General features: G+C 43.2%; 22 protein-coding genes. 15 read left to right on the top strand and 7 right to left on the bottom strand.

From position 1 onward, the window contains the following. Positions 1 to 173 precede the first annotated feature (173 nt). Complete coding sequence (gene infA, locus MARME_RS06785) at positions 174 to 392, top strand: translation initiation factor IF-1 (protein ID WP_013660522.1); 219 nt, start codon at positions 174 to 176, stop codon at positions 390 to 392. A 146-nt stretch (positions 393 to 538) separates the two neighbouring features. On the opposite strand, the gene clpA is transcribed toward infA, so the two are convergent. Together clpA and clpS are read right to left on the bottom strand one after the other, a co-directional pair. After that, the gene (gene clpA, locus MARME_RS06780) at positions 539 to 2,809 is read right to left on the bottom strand and encodes an ATP-dependent Clp protease ATP-binding subunit ClpA (protein ID WP_013660521.1); all 2,271 of its coding nucleotides are present in this window, start codon (positions 2,807 to 2,809) and stop codon (positions 539 to 541) included. Positions 2,810 to 2,825: 16 nt separating this feature from the next. Next, the gene (gene clpS, locus MARME_RS06775) at positions 2,826 to 3,179 is read right to left on the bottom strand and encodes an ATP-dependent Clp protease adapter ClpS (RefSeq protein WP_013660520.1); all 354 of its coding nucleotides are present in this window, start codon (positions 3,177 to 3,179) and stop codon (positions 2,826 to 2,828) included. Positions 3,180 to 3,471: 292 nt separating this feature from the next. On the opposite strand from clpS, the gene MARME_RS06770 reads away from it, so the two are divergent. From MARME_RS06770 to MARME_RS06730, 9 genes are all read left to right on the top strand, one after another. Continuing rightward, positions 3,472 to 3,726 carry a cold shock domain-containing protein gene (locus MARME_RS06770; protein ID WP_013660519.1) on the top strand — a complete coding sequence of 85 codons (255 nt, stop codon included), beginning with the start codon at positions 3,472 to 3,474 and terminating at the stop codon, positions 3,724 to 3,726. 113 nt (positions 3,727 to 3,839) lie between these two features. Continuing rightward, positions 3,840 to 4,538: a pseudouridine synthase gene (locus tag MARME_RS06765; RefSeq protein WP_013660518.1), complete on the top strand. Its 699-nt coding sequence runs from the start codon at positions 3,840 to 3,842 to the stop codon at positions 4,536 to 4,538. Then, the gene (locus MARME_RS06760; protein WP_049787759.1) at positions 4,480 to 4,875 is read left to right on the top strand and encodes an NUDIX domain-containing protein; all 396 of its coding nucleotides are present in this window, start codon (positions 4,480 to 4,482) and stop codon (positions 4,873 to 4,875) included. Before MARME_RS06765 ends, MARME_RS06760 begins: the two co-directional genes overlap by 59 nt. Positions 4,876 to 5,149: 274 nt before the next feature. Further along, entirely contained in the window at positions 5,150 to 6,265 is a 1,116-nt protein-coding gene (gene mnmA / locus MARME_RS06755; RefSeq protein WP_013660516.1) for a tRNA 2-thiouridine(34) synthase MnmA, read from the top strand. A 95-nt stretch (positions 6,266 to 6,360) separates the two neighbouring features. After that, the gene (hflD, locus tag MARME_RS06750) at positions 6,361 to 6,984 is read left to right on the top strand and encodes a high frequency lysogenization protein HflD (protein WP_013660515.1); all 624 of its coding nucleotides are present in this window, start codon (positions 6,361 to 6,363) and stop codon (positions 6,982 to 6,984) included. 369 nt (positions 6,985 to 7,353) lie between these two features. Beyond that, complete coding sequence (locus MARME_RS06745; RefSeq protein ID WP_013660514.1) at positions 7,354 to 9,573, top strand: NADP-dependent isocitrate dehydrogenase; 2,220 nt, start codon at positions 7,354 to 7,356, stop codon at positions 9,571 to 9,573. A gap of 206 nt (positions 9,574 to 9,779) precedes the next feature. Then, positions 9,780 to 11,153: an adenylosuccinate lyase gene (purB, locus tag MARME_RS06740; RefSeq protein WP_013660513.1), complete on the top strand. Its 1,374-nt coding sequence runs from the start codon at positions 9,780 to 9,782 to the stop codon at positions 11,151 to 11,153. A gap of 151 nt (positions 11,154 to 11,304) precedes the next feature. Next, entirely contained in the window at positions 11,305 to 12,498 is a 1,194-nt protein-coding gene (locus tag MARME_RS06735) for a cupin domain-containing protein (RefSeq protein WP_013660512.1), read from the top strand. Between the two features lie 19 nt (positions 12,499 to 12,517). Continuing rightward, entirely contained in the window at positions 12,518 to 12,934 is a 417-nt protein-coding gene (locus MARME_RS06730) for a GNAT family N-acetyltransferase (RefSeq protein ID WP_013660511.1), read from the top strand. A 44-nt stretch (positions 12,935 to 12,978) separates the two neighbouring features. Here the strand turns inward: MARME_RS06730 and MARME_RS06725 are convergent, their stop codons facing one another. Then, positions 12,979 to 13,599, bottom strand: a complete 621-nt coding sequence (locus MARME_RS06725) for an FKBP-type peptidyl-prolyl cis-trans isomerase (RefSeq protein ID WP_013660510.1) — start codon at positions 13,597 to 13,599, stop codon at positions 12,979 to 12,981. A gap of 294 nt (positions 13,600 to 13,893) precedes the next feature. Between MARME_RS06725 and MARME_RS06720 the strand changes: the two genes are divergently transcribed. The 3 genes from MARME_RS06720 (at position 13,894) to MARME_RS06710 (ending at position 16,759) form a co-directional block, all read left to right on the top strand. Continuing rightward, positions 13,894 to 14,082, top strand: coding sequence for a hypothetical protein (locus tag MARME_RS06720; RefSeq protein ID WP_013660509.1), 189 nt, complete (start codon positions 13,894 to 13,896; stop codon positions 14,080 to 14,082). Positions 14,083 to 14,174: 92 nt separating this feature from the next. Continuing rightward, positions 14,175 to 14,657, top strand: coding sequence for a universal stress protein (locus MARME_RS06715; protein WP_013660508.1), 483 nt, complete (start codon positions 14,175 to 14,177; stop codon positions 14,655 to 14,657). An 80-nt stretch (positions 14,658 to 14,737) separates the two neighbouring features. Further along, the gene (locus MARME_RS06710; RefSeq protein WP_013660507.1) at positions 14,738 to 16,759 is read left to right on the top strand and encodes a DNA topoisomerase III; all 2,022 of its coding nucleotides are present in this window, start codon (positions 14,738 to 14,740) and stop codon (positions 16,757 to 16,759) included. A 50-nt stretch (positions 16,760 to 16,809) separates the two neighbouring features. Here MARME_RS06710 and MARME_RS06705 read toward each other — a convergent pair whose 3' ends face one another. The 4 genes from MARME_RS06705 to MARME_RS06690 form a co-directional block, all read right to left on the bottom strand. Then, a complete protein-coding gene (locus tag MARME_RS06705) occupies positions 16,810 to 17,427 on the bottom strand; it encodes a LysE family translocator (RefSeq protein ID WP_013660506.1) in 618 nt (205 codons plus the stop codon). An 88-nt stretch (positions 17,428 to 17,515) separates the two neighbouring features. Beyond that, positions 17,516 to 18,304 (bottom strand): hypothetical protein, encoded by a 789-nt coding sequence (locus MARME_RS06700; protein ID WP_013660505.1) that lies wholly within the window; start codon positions 18,302 to 18,304, stop codon positions 17,516 to 17,518. A gap of 83 nt (positions 18,305 to 18,387) precedes the next feature. Further along, on the bottom strand, positions 18,388 to 19,089 hold the full coding sequence (locus tag MARME_RS06695) for a hypothetical protein (protein WP_013660504.1): 702 nt from the start codon (positions 19,087 to 19,089) through the stop codon (positions 18,388 to 18,390). Between the two features lie 319 nt (positions 19,090 to 19,408). Continuing rightward, on the bottom strand, positions 19,409 to 20,986 hold the full coding sequence (locus tag MARME_RS06690; protein WP_013660503.1) for an inorganic phosphate transporter: 1,578 nt from the start codon (positions 20,984 to 20,986) through the stop codon (positions 19,409 to 19,411). A gap of 414 nt (positions 20,987 to 21,400) precedes the next feature. On the opposite strand from MARME_RS06690, the gene MARME_RS06685 reads away from it, so the two are divergent. Continuing rightward, the gene (locus MARME_RS06685) at positions 21,401 to 21,841 is read left to right on the top strand and encodes a universal stress protein (RefSeq protein WP_013660502.1); all 441 of its coding nucleotides are present in this window, start codon (positions 21,401 to 21,403) and stop codon (positions 21,839 to 21,841) included. Positions 21,842 to 21,856: 15 nt separating this feature from the next. Then, the gene (locus MARME_RS06680) at positions 21,857 to 23,401 is read left to right on the top strand and encodes an alanine/glycine:cation symporter family protein (protein WP_013660501.1); all 1,545 of its coding nucleotides are present in this window, start codon (positions 21,857 to 21,859) and stop codon (positions 23,399 to 23,401) included. Positions 23,402 to 23,466 lie beyond the last annotated feature (65 nt).

Below are 23,466 nucleotides of genomic sequence, written 5' to 3'. Positions count from 1 at the left end.
AATTTGCCTTAGGCTCACAAATTGGGCAAAATACGGCCGATAAATTTAGCGCAATTGCTTGCGAGTGACATATCGTAACCTTGAATAGGCTAAAATGCCTTCAGAAAACGATTTACATCACGCACCAACTACGCCAATACGCGCACTTCGATTAATTATATAGGACACTTATTGTGGCAAAAGAAGACAGCATTGAAATGGAAGGTACTATCATTGATACCTTGCCTAACACTATGTTTCGTGTAGAACTTGAAAACGGTCACGTTGTAACAGCGCATATCTCTGGAAAAATGCGTAAAAACTACATCCGTATCCTTACGGGTGACAAAGTCAAAGTTGAGCTTACTCCTTATGACTTATCTAAAGGCCGTATTGTCTACCGCGGCCGTTAATAGAAAGTAGAAAAGTAAAAAGCCGACAACACTCAATATGCTGTCGGCTTTTGCTATTCTCTTATATAGTATCTAAGTATAGACCAAGCACCTACTGTGCAGCGCCAGCTAGATACCAAAAATAATCCTACCTCTGTATAAAAAAGTCAGACCTTAGTGCTAGACTTACCCTCCGCTACTGCTTCAAAAGCAAGCTCGTCTTTCTCGTCATCCAATGTAATCTTAAGCACGCCACCTTCAGATAAATCACCAAACAAGATCATATCGGCCAATGGCTTTTTAAGTTGCTCTTGAATAACTCGAGCCATCGGACGCGCGCCCATCTGACGATCATAACCTCTGTGAGCCATCCAACCTCTCGCCGTATCCGACACTTCCAATAAAATGCCTTTCGGATCAAGTTGAGCTTGTAACTCGACAAGGAACTTATCGACAACATTGAAGATAATCTGCTCATCTAATTGCTTAAATTGAACAACTGCATCCAAACGGTTTCTAAATTCAGGTGTAAAAGTACGACTGATCACTTCCATCCCATCGGTTGAATTATCCTGAGTGGAGAAGCCAATTGAACGCTTAGCCAACTCTTCTGCACCCGCGTTGGATGTCATAACGAGAATGACATTTCTAAAGTCTGCTTTGCGTCCATTGTTGTCCGTTAGCGTTCCGTGATCCATAACCTGTAATAACAAGTTAAAGACTTCAGGATGCGCCTTCTCGATCTCATCCAACAACACGACACTATGCGGATTCTTCGTCACAGCCTCAGTAAGCAAACCACCTTGGTCAAAACCAACGTAACCTGGCGGAGCACCAATTAGACGTGATACGGCATGACGCTCCATGTACTCGGACATATCAAACCGAATCAGTTCTAGGCCCATTTGCTTAGCAAGCTGACGAGTCACCTCGGTTTTACCAACACCTGTCGGTCCAGCCATCAAGAACGAACCAATTGGTTTCTGATCGGCTTTCAACCCTGCACGAGACAGTTTTATCGCATCCGACAACGTCTCAATAGCTTCATCCTGCCCAAACACCACCATTTTAAGGTTGCGCTCAAGGTTACCAAGCACTTTACGATCATCTGAATTCACCGCTTTCACAGGAACGCGAGCAATCTTAGAGACAATATCTTCTATATCTTCAACGGTAATAAGCTCTTTACGCTTACCTTCTGGCTGAAGACGCTGAAAGGCCCCTGCTTCGTCTACAACGTCGATCGCCTTGTCAGGCATATGACGATCCGTCACATAGCGATCAGCAAGCTCTGCTGCAGCCAAAAGCGCCGCTTCTTCGTACTTTATAGCGTGGTGTTCTTCGAATGACCCGATAATGCCCTTCAATATTTGATAAGTATCATCAACACTTGGTTCATTCACATCGACTTTTTGGAAACGTCGAGCAAGCGCGTGGTCTTTCTCAAAAATTCCACGAAATTCTTGGAATGTGGTTGAGCCAATGCAACGCAATTGACCAGAGCTCAGTGCGGGTTTAAGAAGGTTAGATGCGTCCATCACACCACCAGAAGCGGCACCAGCACCAATAATGGTATGAATTTCGTCAATAAACAAAATCGCGTTGGGTTGTTTTTTCAGTTCCCCCAACAGGTGTTTAAGACGTTTTTCAAAATCACCTCGATATTTCGTGCCTGCTAACAACGCACCTAAATCAAGTGAATAGACAACGCCATCCGAAATCACGTCAGGAACTTGGTTATCAACAATACGTTTCGCTAAACCTTCAGCAATGGCCGTTTTACCAACGCCTGATTCACCGACAAGCAACGGGTTATTTTTTCGACGACGTGACAAGGTTTGAACCACACGTTCAACTTCCTGTTCACGCCCTATTAATTTATCAATACGCCCCGCTTTTGCTTCTTCATTTAAGTTGGTAGCAAATTTTTGCAACGGCGCTTTTGTCGACTCTTCGCCATCTTCCTCATCTTGCTCCGAGCCGTCAGTTTGTGACGCATCGCCAAGCTTAGAAATACCATGCGCAACATAGTTCACCACGTCAATACGAGCGACGTTATGACGTTTCAGTAGATAAACAGCCTGACTTTCTTGTTCACTAAAAATAGCAACCAGTACATTCGCTCCGGTTACTTCTCGTTTTCCAGAAGATTGAACATGGAAAACGGCCCTCTGCAACACTCTTTGGAAACCTAGAGTCGGCTGAACTTCACGCTCAGAATCGTCTTCAGGGATCAAAGGTGTTGTGCTATTTACGAATTCTTCCAGTTCTCGGGTCAATACTTCTAATCGAACTCCGCAAGCCGTTAACACTTTGGAAGCCGCATCATTGGTGATAAGAGCGAGTAATAAATGCTCCACGGTCATAAATTCATGGCGTTTGTCGCGTGCCGCTTTAAACGCTGTATTCAGGGTTTGCTCTAGTTCTTTATCTAGCATAGCCTGTCCCTCGTCTCTATCCGTCGACTTTCTGTAAGTCGCACATTAAAGGGTGTTCATTTTGTTGCACAAATTGTTGCACTTGCGCAACCTTGGTTTCAGCGATGCCGAATGGGTATACTCCACATACGCCTTTACCTTTCATATGAACCTCTAACATCACCTGCTCTGCCTTTTCACCGTCCATGTTGAAAAAGCGCTGTAGGACAAATACGACAAAATCCATTGGCGTATAATCATCATTGAACAAAACCACCTGATACATGGAAGGAGGTGACAACTCCACATCATCGGGTGCCGTAGCGACTGACGAGTGTCCGTATTGATCCTCGTCTTCTAAATTTAGTTGAATTTGTTGAAAAACAAACATCTTAAGCCTCAAAGACTACAAAATTACACGTAACCCACCTAAAACAACGCACAGTACGTTAGTTTATAAACAGATCACTCTTACATTTTACAAATTGCCAAACCAGTTCTAATCTCATTTATGAGGGCTTTGGTTTGCGCAATCAATGATTATTTACAAATTTGTTAAAAATAATCTTTTCATGGTAGCACTCTTCGAAGTTCGAATCTTGAACCAAATGTGAGCAATACGGCTGCCAACGCGCCGCAGCCACGTAGAGTGTTTAACATAAAGAGTGTTTAAGGAGTAACTGATGCACCGTGGATCTGTTAAATGGTTTAATAATGCTAAAGGATATGGCTTTATCGTATCAGACAGCTTTGATGAGGATTTGTTCATTCATTATTCAGCAATAAATGTGGAAGGCTACAAAACACTTAAAGCTGGTCAATCCGTCACATTTGACGTAAGCCCAGGCAAGAGAGGACTCCATGCCGTCGATATAACCCCAGTCGATCAGGCAACCCCTGAAGAAGCTGTCGAGAACAAAGAAACACAGCCAGCCTGATTACGTTTTTGCTCGATACAACGTATGAAATCAGGCTCACCCTTCCCTTACAGGATAAGCTTGGAAGGTGGTATCATTGTGTCTACATCTTTTAGAAAAACGACAGACACTGTATGCCGGAAAAGCTCATCATTTTAAACAAACCTTTTCATGTGTTAAGCCAATTCACGGCTGACGATGGTAAAGACACATTAGCGAACTACATAGACGACGAAAACGTTTACGCTGCAGGTCGATTAGATTACGACTCCGAGGGATTGCTGCTGCTGACAAACAATGGTTCTCTCCAGCACTTAATCGCATCCCCTAAATTTAAAATGCCCAAGACTTATTGGGTACAAGTTGAGGGAGAGATTACTGACGACGCAATAGGCTCGCTATGCAGAGGTGTTGAACTAAAGGATGGAATGACAAAGCCAGCTGAATGCAGAAAAATAGACCAACCGAATATTTGGGATAGAACGCCTGCCGTTAGATACAGAGCCAACATCCCCACGTCGTGGGTGGCACTTACTATCACAGAAGGGAAAAACCGCCAAGTAAGAAGAATGACTGCCGCGGTCGGTTTCCCTACCCTAAGGCTAATTCGTTACTCAATTGGCCCTTATACAGTAGACTCATTACGCTCAGGTGAATCCAAAATCGCTGAGCTGACATCACAACTTCGTGAACAGGTATCTGAATTTGAGCAAAAAAAACGGGCAACCCCACCTAACCGTAGCCGCCATCGTTCAAAAGGACAATCACTTCCTGATGGTAAAGGAAATACAAGACGGCATAGAAGTGCTCAATCAGCCCGCAGGCCACGTTGAAAATAACGAAAGCCTCACGAGCGCAGTCATTAGAGAGACATTAGAAGAATCAGGCTGGCTGGTCGAGCCTAAAGGCGTTCTCGGCTTCTATACATTGACCCCCCATCCAGAAGCAGATACCTACCACCGAATTTGCATTGTGTGTGATGCCATAGAGCAAACATCAAAAGAGCTGGATCTCGATATAATTGAAAGCATGTGGGTTCATGAGAATGAGATCGAAAAACACGCTCTAAGAAGCCCATTGGTGAAAAAGTGCATAGACGATTTTCTGTCATCACAAAAGCGGAATGCGTCACTAATTCCGCTTAACGTAATTTGTAATGACTATTTATAGTGTTTTTTGCTGTTTTTGTGGATAGGTCGTTGTTTCTATGGAGATCAGTACTTAATAGAAAAACAACGACTTGTGAGAATGGTTACCTGCAAAAACAGTGATCTGTAAAAAATGCAGCAAATATTAAGTTCAATACAAGCGTATCGTCCCTTTCACCTAACTGGTGTACAATTAGACTAATTTACCCAATAGATGTGAAGTTTTCGCTGAGCTAGGTCGACAAATTACCTCGACGATTCAGAAGAAGACAAGCTTCAATACATTTTGAGACCCAATGAACAGTTCAGAACAAAATTCCAACACAAAAGTAATCGTCGGCATGTCTGGCGGCGTTGATTCATCCGTTTCGGCTCTACTCCTTATGCAACAAGGCTATCAAGTAGAAGGCTTGTTTATGAAAAACTGGGATGAAGACGACGGAACAGAGTATTGCACCGCAAAAGAAGACTTAGCAGATGCTCAAGCCGTCTGCGACAAGCTTGGAATCAAGCTTCATACCGCTAACTTCGCCGCCGAATATTGGGATAACGTATTTGAACATTTTTTAGAGGAATACAAAGCGGGAAGAACGCCAAACCCCGATATTCTGTGTAATAAAGAAATTAAGTTCAAAGCGTTTCTTGAATACGCGATGGCTTTAAAAGCGGACTACATTGCAACAGGCCACTATGTACGCAAAGGATTCGACGAAAATGGCAATGCGCTTCTATTAAAAGGTCTTGATAACAACAAAGATCAGAGCTATTTTCTTTACGCCGTTGGGAAAGGTGAGATCGCTAAGACCTTTTTCCCAGTAGGGGAACTTGAAAAGCCAGAAGTGCGCCGTCTAGCGGAAGAGCACGACCTAATAACTCATAACAAGAAAGACAGTACTGGCATTTGTTTTATTGGCGAGCGACGCTTTAAAGATTTCTTAGAACAATATTTGCCTGCTCAACCTGGTGATATTGAAACTCTCGAAGGCGATAAAATTGGCCGTCACCACGGTCTGATGTATCACACAATTGGGCAGAGACAAGGGTTAGGTATTGGTGGTCTATCCAAATATCCCGATGAACCTTGGTACGTTGTCGCAAAAGACTTAGAACGCAACGTGCTTCAAGTTACCCAAGGTGGACAGCATCCTTCTCTGTATAAAACACACCTTATCGCTGATAACTTTGATTGGGTTGCACGAGAGAAACCATCATTACCACTAACGTGCAAAGCAAAATGCCGCTATCGCCAGCCCGATCAAGATTGCACCATCAGTGAATTGAAAGATGGTCGTATTGAAGTGAGCTTCTCAGAGCCACAACGTGCTATAACACCAGGGCAGTCCGTAGTTTTTTACCTCGACGAAAACTGTCTAGGCGGCGGAATCATTAACATCGCATTTAATAAGAGTTAACTTTTGTTTGTTCTATCTGTCAGACCGCCTATTGCTTAATCATGACAGCATGGGCCTTTGATCAATAGAACAAGCCTTTAGATTTGGATAAGCCAGTGAGCCAACAAGAAAAACACCAAGCAATCGCTCTATCTGCCGTATTTCAGGCTGCCGACCTCGTATCTCAACTTGCGAAGAGTGGCGGCGCTCCAAGAGAGGAAACACTGCCTTTAATCAAAAGTATCCTTACCGTTAACGCGAACAGTGCTGAAGATATTTATGGCGGCCAATGGGACTATAAACAAAACTTAAGCCTTGGACGTCGCATTGCGCGCCAAACATTTGGCAAAGACAGAGCAGAAGTTAACCCTGAAACGCTTAGGTACGCATTAAGCCTTGTTCACCTCGAAAACAAACTTCGAAAATACCCTGATATGCTCAGCGCAATAGGAAACAGAATACAGCAAATAGAACGCCAATCGGAGCACTACGAAGACGCCATGCATGAAAACGTCATCGCTGGTATTGCAGGAATGTATCAAGATACCTTAAGTACACTCCCTTTTCGTGTCCAAGTGCAAGGCGACAGTCGCTTTCTGCAACAGCCCCATGTTGCTAACCAAGTGCGCGCAATTTTAATGGCAGGGATCCGAGCATCGATGCTTTGGCGTCAATTGGGAGGAAAACGCTGGCATTTAGTTTTTAAACGCAAAGCATTACTAAAAGCCCTAGACGCATAACACACTTTTGAAAAAATATTTATTTGACAATAATTTAAGAGAATTTTAGGCGGATATAAGTTAAGCAATTATTGTAAACACGCCTGTAAAAATAGGACTATATAGGCGGCATCAATTCCCACTATATCCTCCTGCAATGTCACTCTGAATTAATTTTATGTACTATATTCGCGAGTTTATACTCGACATCATTTGATAAAAACGCACATTTGGCCTTGGACGACACTCGAAGTCGATATCTAAATGTAAAACACGATGTCGAAACAAAAACCTTAAAAAGTCATTTTGAGGTTTTTAAAAGGAATGGCGACCATAAGTCACCTTCTATTCATTGGCAAACAATCAGGCCATAAACGTTAGGGGAATTACATGTCAAAGCACACTATCTACTATACACTGACAGACGAAGCGCCAGCACTTGCTACCGCATCTTTACTGCCTATTTTTCAGGCATTTGCAAAAGAAGCTGATATCAACTTGCAACTGACGGATATCTCATTGGCAGCGCGCGTATTGTCTTTATTTACTGACCGCCTACCTGAAGATAAGCAAGTTGAAGACGGTCTTTCTTTCCTAGGTGAATTAACTGCAGATCCAGATGCTAACTTCATCAAACTGCCGAACATCAGTGCTTCTATTCCTCAATTAACGGCAACAATTAAAGAGCTTCAATCACAAGGCTACGAAATCCCTGACTACCCAGAAGCGCCAGCAACAGATGAAGAAAAAGAAATTAATTCTCGCTACTCTAAAGTGCTAGGTAGTGCTGTAAACCCAGTACTGCGTCAAGGTAACTCTGACCGTCGTGCGCCTGCAGCAGTAAAAGGTTTTGCTCGCAAACACCCTCACTCCATGGGTAAATGGCAAAAAACGTCTCAAACTCACGCTGACTATATGCGTGATGGCGACTTTTTCTCTTCTGAACAATCCGTCACTATGGACAAAGCTCAAGAAGTACGCATTGAGTTTGTAAACAAATCAGGCGAAGTAGACGTTAAGAAAACGTTGCCTTTGTTAGAAGGTGAAGTACTTGACGGAATGCGCATGAGTGCAAGCAAACTTCGCGACTTCTTCGAGCAATCTCTTCAAGAAGCAAAAGAAGCGGGTATCATGTGGTCACTGCACGTAAAAGCGACCATGATGAAAGTATCTCACCCTATCGTATTTGGTCACGCTGTAACGGTTTACTACAAAGAAGTTTGGGATAAATTTGGCGACCTTTTTGATGAACTTGGCGTTAATCCAAACAACGGTATCGGCAGCGTTTACGATAAAATCAAAACTCTTCCACAGTCAACTCAAGACGAAATTTTAGAATCTATCCACGATTGCTACGAGCACCGTCCAGAAATTGCAATGGTAGACTCAGTTCGTGGTATTACAAACCTGCACGTACCAAGTGACGTAATTGTTGATGCTTCTATGCCTGCTATGATCCGTAGTTCTGGTAAAATGTGGGGACGTGACGGCAAGACTAAAGACACTAAAGCCGTTATGCCTGAAAGCACATACGCTCGTATTTATCAGGAAGTTATCAATTTCTGCAAAACAAACGGTGCATTTGATCCAACAACAATGGGTACTGTACCTAACGTTGGCCTTATGGCTCAAAAAGCAGAAGAGTACGGTTCACACGATAAGACGTTTGAAGTTCAAGAAAACGGTACAATGCGCGTGCGTGATGCAGAAGGCAATGTCCTAATGCAACACGACGTAGAAAAAGGCGACATTTGGCGCGCATGCCAAACAAAAGATGCTCCGATTAAAGACTGGGTAAAATTAGGTGTTACACGAGCTCGTAACTCTGGCACTCCTGCAGTTTTCTGGTTAGATGCAGAGCGCGCACACGATAATGAACTACGCAAAAAAGTAAAACTATACTTGCAGGATCATGATCTTGAAGGTCTTGAAATTCATATCATGTCTTACAACGAAGCGATTCGTTTCTCTATGGAGCGAATGATGCGTGGCCAAGATACTATCTCGGTTTCTGGTAACGTACTTCGTGATTACCTAACCGACTTGTTCCCAATCATGGAGCTAGGCACATCAGCGAAAATGCTATCGATCGTTCCTATGTTGAATGGTGGCGGAATGTACGAAACAGGTGCAGGCGGTTCTGCTCCTAAGCACGTACAACAGCTTCAAGAAGAAAACTACTTACGTTGGGATTCTTTAGGCGAATTCCTTGCAACTGCCGTTTCTTTTGAAGAATTGGGCATTAAGCAAGATAACGCTAAAGCAAAAGTACTGGCTGCTGCCCTAGATCGTGCGACTGAGCAACTGCTGGATAACAATAAATCTCCATCTCGTAAAGTAGGTGATATTGATAACCGCGGAAGTCATTTTTACCTAACAATGTACTGGGCTCAAGCATTAGCGACTCAAACTGACGATGCTGAACTTGCTGACAAGTTCGCAAGCGTTGCAAAAGCGTTGGTCGAAAATGAGTCTAAGATTGTTGAAGAGCTTAACTCTGTTCAAGGTAAAGATGCTGGTCTAGAAGGTTACTACCACATGGATCTGGATGCCGTTACTAAAGTAATGCGTCCAAGCGCAACCTTTAACGAGATTCTTGCTGCGATCTAATTTTAGCAAACTCTAAGATCCCTCCCTAGCCCTCCCCTTATAAAGGGGAGGGAAATATAGGCCAAATGGTTTACACCTCCCCCTTGCTAAGGGGGAGGATGGGAGGGGGTCTTTTTCTATCTATCCCTCTGTTCCAATAGAACTCGAAACCACTTTCACCTATAATAGCGGCTCCCTGAAAACCACATGGTCGAGGCGTTATCTCAATGCAATTAACCAGCTTAAATGCTATCTCTCCTATCGACGGTCGTTACGGCTCTAAAACTAACGTACTTCGTCGTTCTGTAAGCGAATTTGGCTTACTACGTATGCGTGTTATTGTTGAAGTCCGCTGGCTTCAAGCTTTGTCAAATCACCCTCAAATTTCCGAAGTGCCTGCTCTTAGCGCTGAAGCGAATCAGTTGCTAGACAATCTGGCGGAAAACTTTAGTGAAGAAAACGCACAAGCGATTAAAGACATTGAGAGAACGACTAACCACGATGTGAAAGCGGTCGAGTACTTCATTAAAAATCAAATGGCGGATAACGCTGAACTTGCCGCCGTTTCTGAGTTTGTTCACTTCGCATGTACATCGGAAGATATTAACAACCTTTCACACGCACTTATGCTTCGCGAAGCATTAGCTGAAGGCGTGTTGCCTGACTTGAAAGCAGTAACAGAAGCCATCGAAGGCCTTGCTATTGAGCATGCTGATCAACCAATGCTGTCTCGCACACACGGACAAACGGCATCGCCATCAACAATTGGTAAAGAGATGGCAAACGTCGCAGCGCGTCTACGTCGCCAACTTAAGCAAATTGAAGCAGTTGAATTCTTAGGCAAAATTAACGGTGCAGTAGGTAACTACAACGCCCATCTATCTGCCTACCCTGATGTCGATTGGCAAGCTCATGCTGAACAATTTGTTACGTCACTTGGCCTAACTTGGAACCCTTACACAACCCAAATCGAGCCACATGACTACATTGCCGAACTGTATGATGCAATCGCTCGTTTTAATACAATCTTGATCGATTTCGATCGCGATGTATGGGGCTACATCTCAATGGGCTTCTTCAAGCAAAAAACCATTGCTGGCGAAATCGGTTCTTCAACAATGCCGCATAAAGTTAACCCAATCGATTTCGAAAACTCAGAGGGTAACTTAGGCATCGCAAATGCGGTTATGAACCACCTAAGTGCCAAACTGCCTATTTCTCGCTGGCAGCGTGACTTAACCGATTCCACTGTATTGCGTAATTTAGGTGTTGGCCTTGCCCACAGTTTAATCTCTTACCAAGCAACACTTAAAGGGATCAGCAAGCTAGAAATCAATGCTCAGCGCTTAAATGATGATCTGAATGCATCATGGGAAGTGCTGGCTGAACCTATTCAAACGGTTATGCGTCGCTACGGCATCGAATCTCCATACGAAAAACTGAAAGAGCTTACTCGTGGACGTGATATCGATCAGGAAACCATCAGTGAGTTCGTTGATACTCTGGAACTTCCAGAATCAGCAAAAGCAGAGCTTAAAGCACTGACGCCAGCAACGTATGTTGGTAACGCAGCGGCTCAAGCAAAAGCAATTCGCAATTAACAGCTAATTTAGCGGCAACGTTAATAAATGCTGAATATAGGGCGTTGGTTTCTTCTAAAGAGTCAACGCCCTATTTTTTTCCAGCACGGTTCGAATACACTATACGAACAAGCTAATCACAGAATGCTCGCAACTAGAAATGGAATGTAACATGACACCTGATACTCCGATCAGCATTTTAGGCGGAATAACACTTGAAACCTTTTTAAGCGAATACTGGCAAAAGAAGCCTCTTATTATTCGCAAGGGACTGACGGACATCGAACTTCCGCTAGATGCAAATGAACTCGCTGGCTTATCAATGGAAGAAGAAGCGGAAGCACGAATTGTCATCGAAAATGGAAAGACTTCATGGCAACTAATGCAAGGTCCATTTCAAGAAGACACATTCCAAAACCTACCTGAAAAAGAATGGACGTTATTGGTACAAGCCGTCGATCATTGGGTTCCAGAAGTACAAGCATTAAAAGAGCGCTTTTACTTTTTACCCAGCTGGCGTTTAGACGATGTGATGATCAGCTACGCTACTGAAGGCGGCAGTGTTGGCCCACACTATGACCAATACGATGTATTTTTAGTTCAAATGTCAGGAAAGCGACGCTGGCAAGTCGCAGAACCGACCGAATACGAAGACTCTGCTGTTGAGGGTACTCAACTTCACATCCTCGACAATTTTCCTAGTACCCCATCCATTGAATGTGATCTAGAACCTGGGGATATTCTCTACCTCCCGCCTAATTTTGCTCACAACGGAAGAGCACTCAATAGCGAATGCTTAACTTACTCCATTGGTTTTCGTGCTCCATCTTCAAGCGAAGCGCTTTCTGGGGTAAATTCGTTAATAGAAGAGCAATTAGGCGAAGACAAATCTCTTGAAAAGCGTCGATTCTGTGCTGAAGAACCTCTAGAGCGCGCCCACCACGGAGAGATTAGCCAATCAGATGTTGACCACCTGCGTACAAAATTAATTGAGCTCATCGATCAACCAGAGTTACTAAAAGACTGGCTTGGCGAGACAATGAGTGAAAGCAAGTACCCTGAGTTCAACCCAGCGCTAAACCAGGAAGAAGAAGATCAAGCTTTTGAATTAGCAATACAAGGTGCTAGTTTTATCAGACCAGGTGACGCTCGTATTTGCTATTATCAAAGTGGCGACCATACCTCTGTGTACTGTAATGGCGAAAAAATGACGGTTCCGCTTGAACTCACATCCTTTGTCCAAGCGGTGAGCGACGACACAGAGTTTGATTTTAGTGGCCTAGATTTATCTCAATCAAGTGATCTAGAGCCCTTGTTACGCTTTCTTTTAAAACGTCAGGCCTTGGTCGCCTTACCAGCAGAATAAGAACACGAGGATACACAATATGAAAGTGCTTACGTCCGATTGGGAAAGCAGCAAAGCCCAACTGACTTTCGTTCGAAAACAGGTCTTTATTCTAGAGCAAGGGTTCGATGAACAAGACGAGTGGGATGGAAAAGATGACGAAGCTGTACACTTTGTCTCATTTGGCACCACCGCGGTTCCTACTGGCGTATGCAGACTTACTGAGAACGGACAAATATCTAGGTTAGCCGTTCTCCCCAACTACCGTAGTCAAGGCTATGGGATTATGCTTATGAGGCGTGCCGTTCAGGTAGCTCGTGAAATGGGACTAGACAGTGTTTTTTTGAACGCTCAAATTGAGGCTCAGGTGTTTTATGAGCGTATAGGGTTCAAAACAGACGGGAAGATCTTTCTGGATGCGGGTAAACCGCATGTTCGCATGGAAAGAAAAATTTAAAAAAATGGACGGCAGCACCGTCCATTTTTAATCTAACATCAAACTTATTTAACTTCTAAAAGCTCAACGTCAAATACAAGTACAGAATGAGGCTTGATCATCGCGCCTGCACCCTGAGCTCCATATGCTAGCTCAGCAGGGATAGTGAAGCGGTATTTTGCGCCTTCTTTCATTAGCTGAAGACCTTCAGTCCAACCTGCGATAACGCCACCTAATGGGAATTCGATTGGCTCACCACGTGCAATTGAGCTGTCAAATACTTGTCCATCAGTCAAACGACCTTCGTAATGAACTTTTACAGTAGACTGTGCAGTCGGTGTTGCGCCATTACCTTCTTCAAGAACAAGGTATTGCAAACCACTGTCTGTCACTTGAATGCCTTCAGCAGCTTTATTTTCAGCTAAGAATGCTTCGCCAGCGGCAACTACTTCTTTGGCAGACTCTTTAGATTTTGCTTCCATTTCTTCTTGAAGCTTCGCAAATGCAGCTTCCAACTCAGCGCCAGGTACACGCATAGCAGCACCATTTAACGCATCTTCAATGGCAGCATATAGATGTGGAAGAGACAATTCACCCAAATCTCCACCTTTAAGTTGATCACCAATTTGACGACCTATGCCGTAGGCAATTTTTGCTTCATTCGTGTCGAAAGACAGTTCTGACATGTTCAATACTCTTAGTCATTTTAAAAAGAAGCCGAATATTAACATAACGAACAGTTGACTGACGACAGGTACACCTCATCCAAAAACGAAAACATCGCTGCTTAGAGACTCATCATTAAAATATGGCCGTAGATACCATTTATTGGGACTCGTGCAGCCAACTTAATAAGAAACAACAAGAAACACCTAATGAGCAAATATAAGACATAAAAACATTGAATGATATTGATTATCATTTATAATTAGAATCATCGTCTCTTGCTCACGCTCTATTCGCGAAGGAAAAAGAACATTATGAATAAAATGCCACCTCAAAACACGGAAGTATGCAGCCAAAAACAAAATCGCTGGACCGTTGCATTTGCTAGCTTCGTATTAATTTCAGCCGCAACAGGCTTTTTGTTCGACGCTCATTACGAACAACGAACAATTGAAAAAGCAATAAGTACTATTGATCTATATCAGTTCGAATATTTGGGATGAGGCTACACTAAAGTTGTCGGGAGATATTCCCTAAACAATAAGAGGGCGCAGCGAATAGACGTACTGCAAAAGCCTCTCTAAGGAGAAAAGCTATGTTACCCCAAATCAATACTATTCTTTACGCTTGTGACCTTTTAGACAACAAAAGCAGCGAAGCGCTTGGCTACGTTATGCAGTTAGCAAAAATCAATGAAGCAAACGTTGTCTTAATGCATGCGATGGAACCATTGACGACGCATTCTTCTTATATGATTAACAATTACATTCCGGAAGAAACGCTGGAAATGGTTCGAAAAGAAACATTGCAAGCGACCACTGATAAAGCAGAAACCCAACTCGCTAACTTTTTAGAAGAGCATAAAAGTGACTTAGCGGGCATCCCAAAACCTGAAGTATTGATTACGACAGGTGCACCCGCGGATGCTATTGAGCAGACGGTAAAATCAAAAGACGTTGATCTCATTGTTATGAACAGTCGCACACACAGCACGATTGGTCAGATGATCATTGGTTCTACCGCGAATAAGGTAATTCATCATAGTAATGTACCCGTACTCGTTGTACCGATCAAATAACGATATAAACAGTACACCTTACAAATCTTCTGAAGATTCGATAAACTACTGTATATATACCCATATATGCAGTAGTTTTTATGATTCTTTATATAGCCGAAAAGCCCAGTCTAGCTCGTGCCATTGCCGCAGCCCTTCCCTCCCCTCAAAAAAAAGAAGATGGGTGTATTTGGCTCCCCAACGGTGACTGTATTTCATGGTGTATTGGCCACCTTCTAGAACAAGCCGAACCGCACATTTATAACCCTGCATACAAAAGCTGGTCTCTCGATCACCTACCCATTATTCCCGACGACTGGCAATGGCAAGAAAAAAGCCAAACAAAAAAGCAGCTTAGCAAGTTAAAAAAATTGATTAAGCAAGCCGATCAATTGGTTCATGCTGGTGACCCTGACCGCGAAGGGCAACTACTGGTAGATGAAGTATTGCACTACACGAACGTCCCAAAGAAAAAGCTTGAAACGACAAAACGCCTACTCGTAAGCGATCTAACGCCCTCTTCTATCAAAAAATCGCTGGGTAAGCTCAAGCTAAACAGTGAATATTCAGCACTGTCTCGATCAGCACTCGCAAGAGCAAGAGCCGATTGGATATATGGACTAAATCTTACCCGAGCTTATACTATCAAAGGCCGCCAAGCTGGATACCAAGGCGTACTATCAATAGGTCGGGTACAAACGCCTATTCTGGGGCTTGTGGTTAAAAGAGACTTGGAAATAGAAAACTTTGTGACAAAAGATTATTTTCAAGTACATGCCCACTTAGCCACCGAAGCGAATGAACACTTTGTTGCAAATTGGGTTCCAAGTGACGCCTGTAAACCACACATGGATGAAGATGGAAGGGTTATTAATCGAGCACTAGCAGAAAATGTAGCAAGGCGAATTACACACAAACCAGGGACGGTCGTGAAAGCGGAATACAATACCAAGCGACAGTCACCTCCTCTCCCTTACAGCCTATCTAGCTTACAAATCGATGCAGCCAAACGTTGGGGCTTGTCCGCGAAACAGGTTTTAGACACCTGTCAGGATTTATACGAAAAGCACCAAATGATCTCCTACCCACGTTCTGACTGCCGATATTTACCCGTAGAACAAATGTCAGAAATATCGTCAATTATCAAAGTACTAAAAAGCACCTCTTCAGAAATCAATAACTGGTGTGAAAACGCAAACCCACATCTAAAAAGCAGTGCTTGGAATGATAAGAAAGTCGGCGCACACCATGCCATCATCCCAACCCAAAAAAGTGGTAAATACGCCTCACTTAGTCATAGAGAAAAACAGGTATACGAACTCGTCGTCCGACAATATTTAATGCAGTTTTATCCAAATTATGAATATTTAGCCGCGAAAATCGTCGCAGAAATCGAGGGTGGTACCTTCTCGGCAACGGGGAATACACCGCTAACGCTTGGATGGAAGTCGCTTCTTGGCGCTACTTTAAACAATGACGACAAAAAAACGGAAGAGACCGAACCAAATTTACCAAAGCTAACTCAAGGAGACCCTCTTTTCTGCCGCTTAGGCGAAGTCGTTCAAAAGCAAACCAAACCTCCAGCTCACTTTACAGACGCCACCCTATTAGCGGCCATGACAGGAATCGCAAAGTACGTCGAAGACAAATCAGTCAAAGACATACTGAAAGAAACGGACGGACTTGGCACAGAAGCCACCCGAGCAAGTATTATCGAGCTTTTGTTCAAGCGTCAGTTTCTGTTTAGGGACAGCAAAAAAATCAAAGCAACAGAGGCAGGAAGGCTATTTGTCAGCTGTCTGCCACGCTCGACCATAACACCCGATATGACGGCAGTTTGGGAGTCAACGTTAAGTGCGATCAGCGTCAAGCAAGCTTCTTATGAGGCTTTTATGACATCCCTCGAAGCGACATTAACGCATTTACTTAATGAAGCGAGAAATACTCCTCTAACGTCATTAACGTCGCTCGCTAAAAGTACGCCCGCCAAAACAGCATGGAAAGCACGTCGATCAAGCTCGTCACGAAGCTCAACAAAAAAGGAGCCAACCAAAAGAGGATCAAAAGGTACGGGGCAGAAAACAACCTACAAAAAGAAAACAACGTACAAGAAAAGCAATTAAACTTTGATCGCTAAAGATACACACGCTAAAAATAACAATGCAATTAAGCGCTATCCAAAGGCAAGCCAAACACCGACCATTAGCATCAAAGTTCCTGCGATTCGATTCATCGCTTTAACATTGCCATTTTTCATCAACAGAGACTTCATACTGCGTCCACCCGCAGCGTAAATCAACAAACACATAAACTCGAGTACAAGAATGATAGACACTAAAATCGATAATTGAGAAAGCAGAGAGGAATCGGCAGATAAAAAGGGGGGAAGCAATGCAACAAAGAACGCCCAACCTTTTGGGTTCGATACTGCGGTCAAAAAGCCTTGGGTAACAAGCTCGATTTTAGAAGCGGGTTTTACCTCCTCTTCCATCTTGATCGCCATTTTCCCCTTTGAAAGCCACATCTGAACACCTAAATAAGCCAAATAGGCACCACCAGCGTATTTCAACACTAGAAAAGCACTCGGGTAACTCAACAAGATAGTTGCGACGCCAATCGCAGTAAGAACGACAACGAGACCGACTCCAGCGAGCTCCCCCACCATCATCCACAAAGCACGGCGAACACCGACCGTCATACCCAATGTCATAGCAAGTGTCATGCACATGCCAGGGGTAATGGAAACAAAGAAAAAAGTGGGAACAAAAACAGAAAGCAAGTTCAATGTCACGAGTGTGCCTACTACATGTAAGAATTAAAGTCGTATCGACTAGTATGGATTAAAACTCAACTGAGAATTCGACCGAGAGTTCAACTTATTAAAAATGTTTCTTCTTTTTGAATGTGTTTTGATCCATAAACTGACTCCATTCATCATCCAAATTTTCTTCTGCTTGCTCATCTTCTTCGGTGTTCGACGAAAGCGCCTCTTCCTGCCGCTGAAGCTCCAAATCACTTTCTATTTCATCAATGATTTGTTGATAACCCGCGATGGCAGATTTGGCTTCAGGGTTTTCACTGATAGGCTCAAGCTGTGACATTGCTTCTTTGTACAATTCAATCGCTTTGTCGAACTTTTCCGTCAGGAAGGCCTGACGAGCCATATAGACATGGTAATCGGCATTAACACGGTAACCATAAAAGCTAAACAAGTCCTTATAGCGAACATACAAGTCGGGGTTAATTTTTTTGTTTTGCTTCGCAAAATCAAGATAGGCAGAAAAAGAATCAAATAACCGTCGTAGCTCACTAATTTGCAATTCATCATTAATCGGCTTTGCTTTACGCTTCGTTTTGCTTTCCTCGAACTGTTTCAGCTCTTCAACAAAAAAACCACGGTGACGACGCAACGTATCATCGGCTTGCAGATCGATTAATTCATCATATACAGAAACCAATCTGCGCAAAATCCAAATGCGCATATCCTTAGGCTGATATTGTGGAGGAAGATCGTCAAGGTAGCGCCTTAACTGACGCGTCTGGTTCCCAAGCGCTGCGGATTTTCGTAAGCGTTCTAGACGGGCTTGTTCTTTTAATTGTAAATAGATAGCAAACGCAATAAAGCCCCCAATTGCTATCAACATCAGTGTAATAGCAATTGCAGTCATATTTCTTCTAATACAAGTAACGTCATAAAATTGCTCGAAATATCATCCAACATAGGTAGAGGGCAGATTTAAGTGTTCAGAAGCTATCCGTTGTCTTCATTTTGTTTCTTTTTAAATAATATACCTTCAATCGCTTGGATTCTATTTTTTAGTGTATTTATTACACTATTTGACTCAGGAACAAAGCTAACTGTTTCCATTTCAGCCAATGCCGTACGATATTTCTCCAACGCTCGGGCTTTTTTGTCTAAATCAAGGTCATCTCGCGCTTCTTTCATCAACATATCACAGTGAGCTAAAAGGTAACCGTACCGAATCATAGTCAGTTGTTGCTTCGCAGACGCCATGTCTATTGTTTTGTTTGATGCAAACGCTTTCACCAAGGTTATCAACGCCTTTAATGCTCCTTGAACCCTAACCAGCTCGGCCTGCGCAACGACCTTCTCTTTTTTTGTCGCTTGTTCTGCATACATTAACTCTTTACGAAGGCCAATATACTCTTCCTGCTTCTCAATTAAGGCAATCGAATTAGGCAGCGATTTTACTGTTACCATCGATTCAAGAACATAATTAACAAGCACTAGCTTTGTCGTAATGGGAATATAGCGGTCTGAAAGAACGCTTAGCAACTCATCAATTCTATAGCAGCGTTTAAGCAACAAATTATTCGCTTCCAACTGCAAAGTGCGTTGTTTTTTACGCCACCGCATTATTGATATAGCGAGCGCAACAGAAAACAGAAAAGCTAAGCCTGCAGCAATTAGAATAATTTCTAAACGTAACATAAAATGTTTAGCATCCTTGGAAAAGGGTCGCATCGGAAAGTTGCACTTTAAGAAGCTTCAAGTCCCTTTTCTAAAGCATAGTTTAAAGAAGTGACTACGAATCTAAACCTCACCTTTTCTATTCTAGTACCTCAGAATCAATCCTAAATAAAAGAGTTCATCAATTCTGCGGCTCTAAAACGCCAAAAAGAGAGATCTATAAAATTAGTTCCCGTTATTTATATCACAAAAGATTACAATTCAAGAAACAAAAAAGGCTGGTTAATCCAGCCTTTTTTGTCATTGACTTACGTTCACCTGCAAGATGAGCGTAATAAGATCAACTATTTACAAGATCGAATCCCACTAACGTGTAGAAAATTAGGGCCGACAGTAGTGCAGAAGCAGGCACAGTGATAACCCAAGCAGCAGCAATTCGAAGTAACGCAGAGCGCTTAACCAACTCTTTCTTGGTCGCTCGTTTTAGCTTTTTACGATCCTGCTTCGAGATAGGCGCCATGTTCTTTTCTGACTTAAGCTCACTCAGAATCGCTCGCTTCTCATCGACATCCGCATTTTTGAAGCGCTCTACAAATAATGATGTTTGCTCCAGATCGTGACCTGCTCGCTTAGAATGCTCCATCACTTCATTAAGCTTTCGTTCGTACGCCGCTTTTAGATACTCGCGCAGGAAACCAACACCAAATATTCCACCTACCGCAATGTGTGTTGAACTAACAGGAAGACCCAATTGAGAGGCGATAATCACCGTAATCGCAGCGGCCATTGCGACACAGAACGCACGCGTTTTGTCCAGATGTGTAATTTCTGAACCCACTGTTTTAATCAACTTAGGACCAAATAATGCAAGACCTACAGCAATACCAATACCACCCACTAGCATAATCCATAATGGTATCGATGCTTTGCTGGATATCCCTCCGCTAATTAACGCATCATTGATCGCTGCCAACGGTCCAATCGCATTTGCGACATCGTTTGCACCATGAGCAAAGCTCAATAACGCGGCAGAAGCAATAAGTGGTAACGTGAATAAACTATTCACAGAATCTTTTTCATTTTTCAGCGTAGAAGCTACTTTTGCAATCATAGGTCGAACGATAAGATAGACTGCAATGGCGATCAAAAGACCTATACTCAGCGCACTAACGAAGTCAACTTTGAACAGTTTCTTCAAACCTTTAACAATCAGATAGGTCGAGAACGCCCACACCATAATCGCAATGAGAAGAGGCACGACTTTCTTAGCTGCGCCGATCATGTCATTTTTATAGGTGACTGCACGCTTCACATAAAAAAGAAATACCGCTGCAATGAGCCCCCCTAACACAGGAGAAATCACCCAACTAGCAACGATCGCACTCACTTTACTCCAGTTAGCAATATCCCAGCCACCCGCTGCGATACCGGCTCCCATAACACCACCAACAATAGAGTGTGTCGTCGAGACTGGTGCGCCAAGATACGTAGCAAGGTTTAGCCAGATCGCACCTGCTAATAGAGCGGCCATCATGACCCATATAAAAGTCGTCGCATCAGCAATAGCTGCAGGGTTAATAATACCTTTCTTTATTGTACCGACAACGGAACCGCCTGCAATAAGAGCGCCACTTGCCTCAAAAATAGCGGCAATCAGAATGGCACCTGTCATCGATAATGCTTTTGCGCCCACCGCAGGGCCTACATTATTGGCGACATCATTCGCGCCAATATTGATCGCCATATAAGCACCTATCGCGGCGGCGATAGCTAAGATAGACAAATTGGAAACTTCAACGCCATTTGAAGATGCGTAATAGCCTGCGCAACAAATAAACGCTAAAGCAATAAGAACTTTAACAAAGTCAGAGCTGCGAGAAGTTGTGGTCGATTCGGTGGTGTTGTTTGATAAATCCATAAATAGTTCTTTATGTAGAGTTAAACAATGCTAAGTATCACGGAGTAGCAACCTTTTCCCATCCCTATATAAACAGGCTAGTATCATGCACTTAATCCAGTTCTCGCCCAACCCGCAACATTATGGAAATATTTCTGAAACCATACTGTCACATTTTGAGGCACGGCAATTTTACACATCCAAGTTTCAGATAAAACCCCTAGCGGGTAATTTCTCATAAAACAGCAAGAATATCTGCTTATTTAGACGAATAGACGGAGGAAAACCTTCTTATGAAGCAAAAATAGCATTAAATATGGCTAAAAAGTGCAAATTTAGTTTGAGTTCTCAATCAACTTTCAGTTTAATAATAGTGAAACAACGTATGTAGCCCCAAAATGGTGCGCATAATAATAAACGAAAGGATGGGGAATTATGTCCGTTACATTTATAGTCGGAGTTGACGGTAGTGACGCTAGTAACCGCGCTTTGGCCTTTGCAAAAAGACAAGCTACTTTAGTTGGCGACGAGTGTAAGCTTTTGCTTGTGTGTGTTGTCGAGTGGTCTCCTTACAAGTTCCAAACGACAGAGGAAAATGCCATTCGCCATAAGCAGAAATTAGATGAGATTAAGAGTGCCCAGCAGCGCGTCATTGATCCTCTTTTGGAAGAACTAAAGAATGATGGCGTTCAAGCTGAAGGCCGTGTTATTCATGGTAAAGCATCGACCATTCTCAACAACATGGCAGTTGAAAACAACGCCGAACAAATCTTCGTTGCTCGCTCGACAGAACAAGGTTTAAGTGCACGTGTTTTCGGTAGTGTTACCGCTAACCTTGTCATGAGCTCTAATGTTCCAGTCACTGTCGTAAGCTAATCTCAGGTATTTTCTATGATTTCAAAACTGTTTGCGGCTTTGACCGTTTCGTTTTTTTCACTTTTCAGCTCTCTAGCATCCGCTAGTTCTATTGATGAAACTATTAATAGTGTTTTCTCTTCTGCCACTGGCTGGTTTGTCAGCCTTATTTTCTCTCCACTTCCTGGTACAAGCTTTCCTTGGATCGTCCTTTGGTTGGTAGTAGGTGCAAGTGTCTTCACATTGTATTTTGGTTTCATCCAATTCCGAGCAATTGGTCACTCGATTTCCCTAGTAAAAGGCGACTACTCAAACCCAAACGACGCGGGTGAAGTGAGCCATTTTCAAGCTTTGACAACAGCACTTTCAGGAACGGTTGGTCTAGGTAACATTGCAGGGGTTGCAGTAGCCGTTAGCATCGGTGGTCCTGGCGCGACATTCTGGATGATCTTAGCAGGTCTTTTAGGTATGGCTTCGAAATTCGCAGAGTGTACTCTGGGTGTTAAATACCGTAATGAATACGAAGACGGGCGTGTATCAGGTGGTCCAATGTACTATATCTCCAAAGGATTTATAGAACGTGGTCTACCAGCAGGTTTCGGTAAGTTTCTAGCAGTCATGTTTGCTATCTTCTGTATCTTCGGTGCACTTGGTGGCGGCAACATGTTCCAAGCAAACCAAGCACACGCTCAATTGAGTGGTGTAATCGGTGACTACCCAGGCTGGATCACGGGTATTATATTCGCTGTAGTGGTCTTCCTTGTTATCGTTGGTGGTATCAAATCGATTGCGAACGTGACCGAAAAAGTAGTGCCTTTCATGGGTGTTATTTACGTCGGTGCTGCGCTTGTTATCATCCTGATGAACGTTGATAAAATCGGTTGGGCATTTGGTCAGATTTTCGAAGGCGCCTTCACAGGTTTGGGCGTAGCAGGCGGTATGGTTGGTGCCTTGATTCAAGGCTTTAAACGAGCTGCGTTCTCTAACGAAGCTGGTGTCGGTTCTGCTGCAATTGCTCACTCTGCGGTAAAAACCAACGAGCCAATTACCGAAGGTCTTGTTTCCCTACTAGAACCTTTCATCGATACCGTTGTTATCTGTACGATGACGGCTTTGGTTATCATCATCACTCAACAGTTAGTCACTGATCCAGAAACAGGCCTATATGTATTAAATGCATCTGGCACGATTCAGACAGCTGACGGTTCGTCAGGTGTTGCCTTAACCTCTGCTGCATTTGCTTCTGCGTTTAGCTGGTTCCCATACATCCTTGTAGTGGCCGTTGTATTGTTTGCATTCTCTACCATGCTAAGCTGGTCTTACTACGGTCTAAAAGCTTGGACTTACCTATTTGGTGAGAGCAAAGGCGCAGAACTAACGTTCAAAGTGATTTTCTGTATCTTCGTATTCATTGGTGCATCAATTAGTCTTGGTCCTGTTATTGATTTCTCTGACGCTGCTATCTTTGCAATGGCGGTCGTGAACATCATTGGTTTGTACTTCTTAATGCCTATCGTTAAGAAAGAACTAAACTCTTACATGACCCGCCTTCGTGCTGGTGAGTTCAAGAAATACAAATAAGTATTAGATCGCTCATAGACGATGAGCCTGTTATCTAATCTAAAAAGCCGATGCTAAATAAGCAT

Origin of the sequence: Marinomonas mediterranea MMB-1 (genome assembly GCF_000192865.1) — a bacterium.
GTDB lineage: Bacteria > Pseudomonadota > Gammaproteobacteria > Pseudomonadales > Marinomonadaceae > Marinomonas > Marinomonas mediterranea.
This window is presented reverse-complemented; position numbering and strand designations above follow the sequence as displayed.

What these genes read in the sequence shown, in the direction of transcription:
- clpA (WP_013660521.1), bottom strand. Translation starts at nt 2,809, where the DNA reads ATGCTAGATAAAGAACTAGAGCAAACCCTGAATACAGCGTTTAAAGCG.
- clpS (WP_013660520.1), bottom strand. Translation starts at nt 3,179, where the DNA reads ATGTTTGTTTTTCAACAAATTCAACTAAATTTAGAAGACGAGGATCAA.
- MARME_RS06770 (WP_013660519.1), top strand. Translation starts at nt 3,472, where the DNA reads ATGCACCGTGGATCTGTTAAATGGTTTAATAATGCTAAAGGATATGGC.
- MARME_RS06765 (WP_013660518.1), top strand. Translation starts at nt 3,840, where the DNA reads ATGCCGGAAAAGCTCATCATTTTAAACAAACCTTTTCATGTGTTAAGC.
- MARME_RS06760 (WP_049787759.1), top strand. Translation starts at nt 4,480, where the DNA reads ATGGTAAAGGAAATACAAGACGGCATAGAAGTGCTCAATCAGCCCGCA.
- mnmA (WP_013660516.1), top strand. Translation starts at nt 5,150, where the DNA reads ATGAACAGTTCAGAACAAAATTCCAACACAAAAGTAATCGTCGGCATG.
- MARME_RS06745 (WP_013660514.1), top strand. Translation starts at nt 7,354, where the DNA reads ATGTCAAAGCACACTATCTACTATACACTGACAGACGAAGCGCCAGCA.
- purB (WP_013660513.1), top strand. Translation starts at nt 9,780, where the DNA reads ATGCAATTAACCAGCTTAAATGCTATCTCTCCTATCGACGGTCGTTAC.
- MARME_RS06735 (WP_013660512.1), top strand. Translation starts at nt 11,305, where the DNA reads ATGACACCTGATACTCCGATCAGCATTTTAGGCGGAATAACACTTGAA.
- MARME_RS06730 (WP_013660511.1), top strand. Translation starts at nt 12,518, where the DNA reads ATGAAAGTGCTTACGTCCGATTGGGAAAGCAGCAAAGCCCAACTGACT.
- MARME_RS06725 (WP_013660510.1), bottom strand. Translation starts at nt 13,599, where the DNA reads ATGTCAGAACTGTCTTTCGACACGAATGAAGCAAAAATTGCCTACGGC.
- MARME_RS06720 (WP_013660509.1), top strand. Translation starts at nt 13,894, where the DNA reads ATGAATAAAATGCCACCTCAAAACACGGAAGTATGCAGCCAAAAACAA.
- MARME_RS06715 (WP_013660508.1), top strand. Translation starts at nt 14,175, where the DNA reads ATGTTACCCCAAATCAATACTATTCTTTACGCTTGTGACCTTTTAGAC.
- MARME_RS06710 (WP_013660507.1), top strand. Translation starts at nt 14,738, where the DNA reads ATGATTCTTTATATAGCCGAAAAGCCCAGTCTAGCTCGTGCCATTGCC.
- MARME_RS06700 (WP_013660505.1), bottom strand. Translation starts at nt 18,304, where the DNA reads ATGACTGCAATTGCTATTACACTGATGTTGATAGCAATTGGGGGCTTT.
- MARME_RS06695 (WP_013660504.1), bottom strand. Translation starts at nt 19,089, where the DNA reads ATGTTACGTTTAGAAATTATTCTAATTGCTGCAGGCTTAGCTTTTCTG.
- MARME_RS06690 (WP_013660503.1), bottom strand. Translation starts at nt 20,986, where the DNA reads ATGGATTTATCAAACAACACCACCGAATCGACCACAACTTCTCGCAGC.
- MARME_RS06685 (WP_013660502.1), top strand. Translation starts at nt 21,401, where the DNA reads ATGTCCGTTACATTTATAGTCGGAGTTGACGGTAGTGACGCTAGTAAC.
- MARME_RS06680 (WP_013660501.1), top strand. Translation starts at nt 21,857, where the DNA reads ATGATTTCAAAACTGTTTGCGGCTTTGACCGTTTCGTTTTTTTCACTT.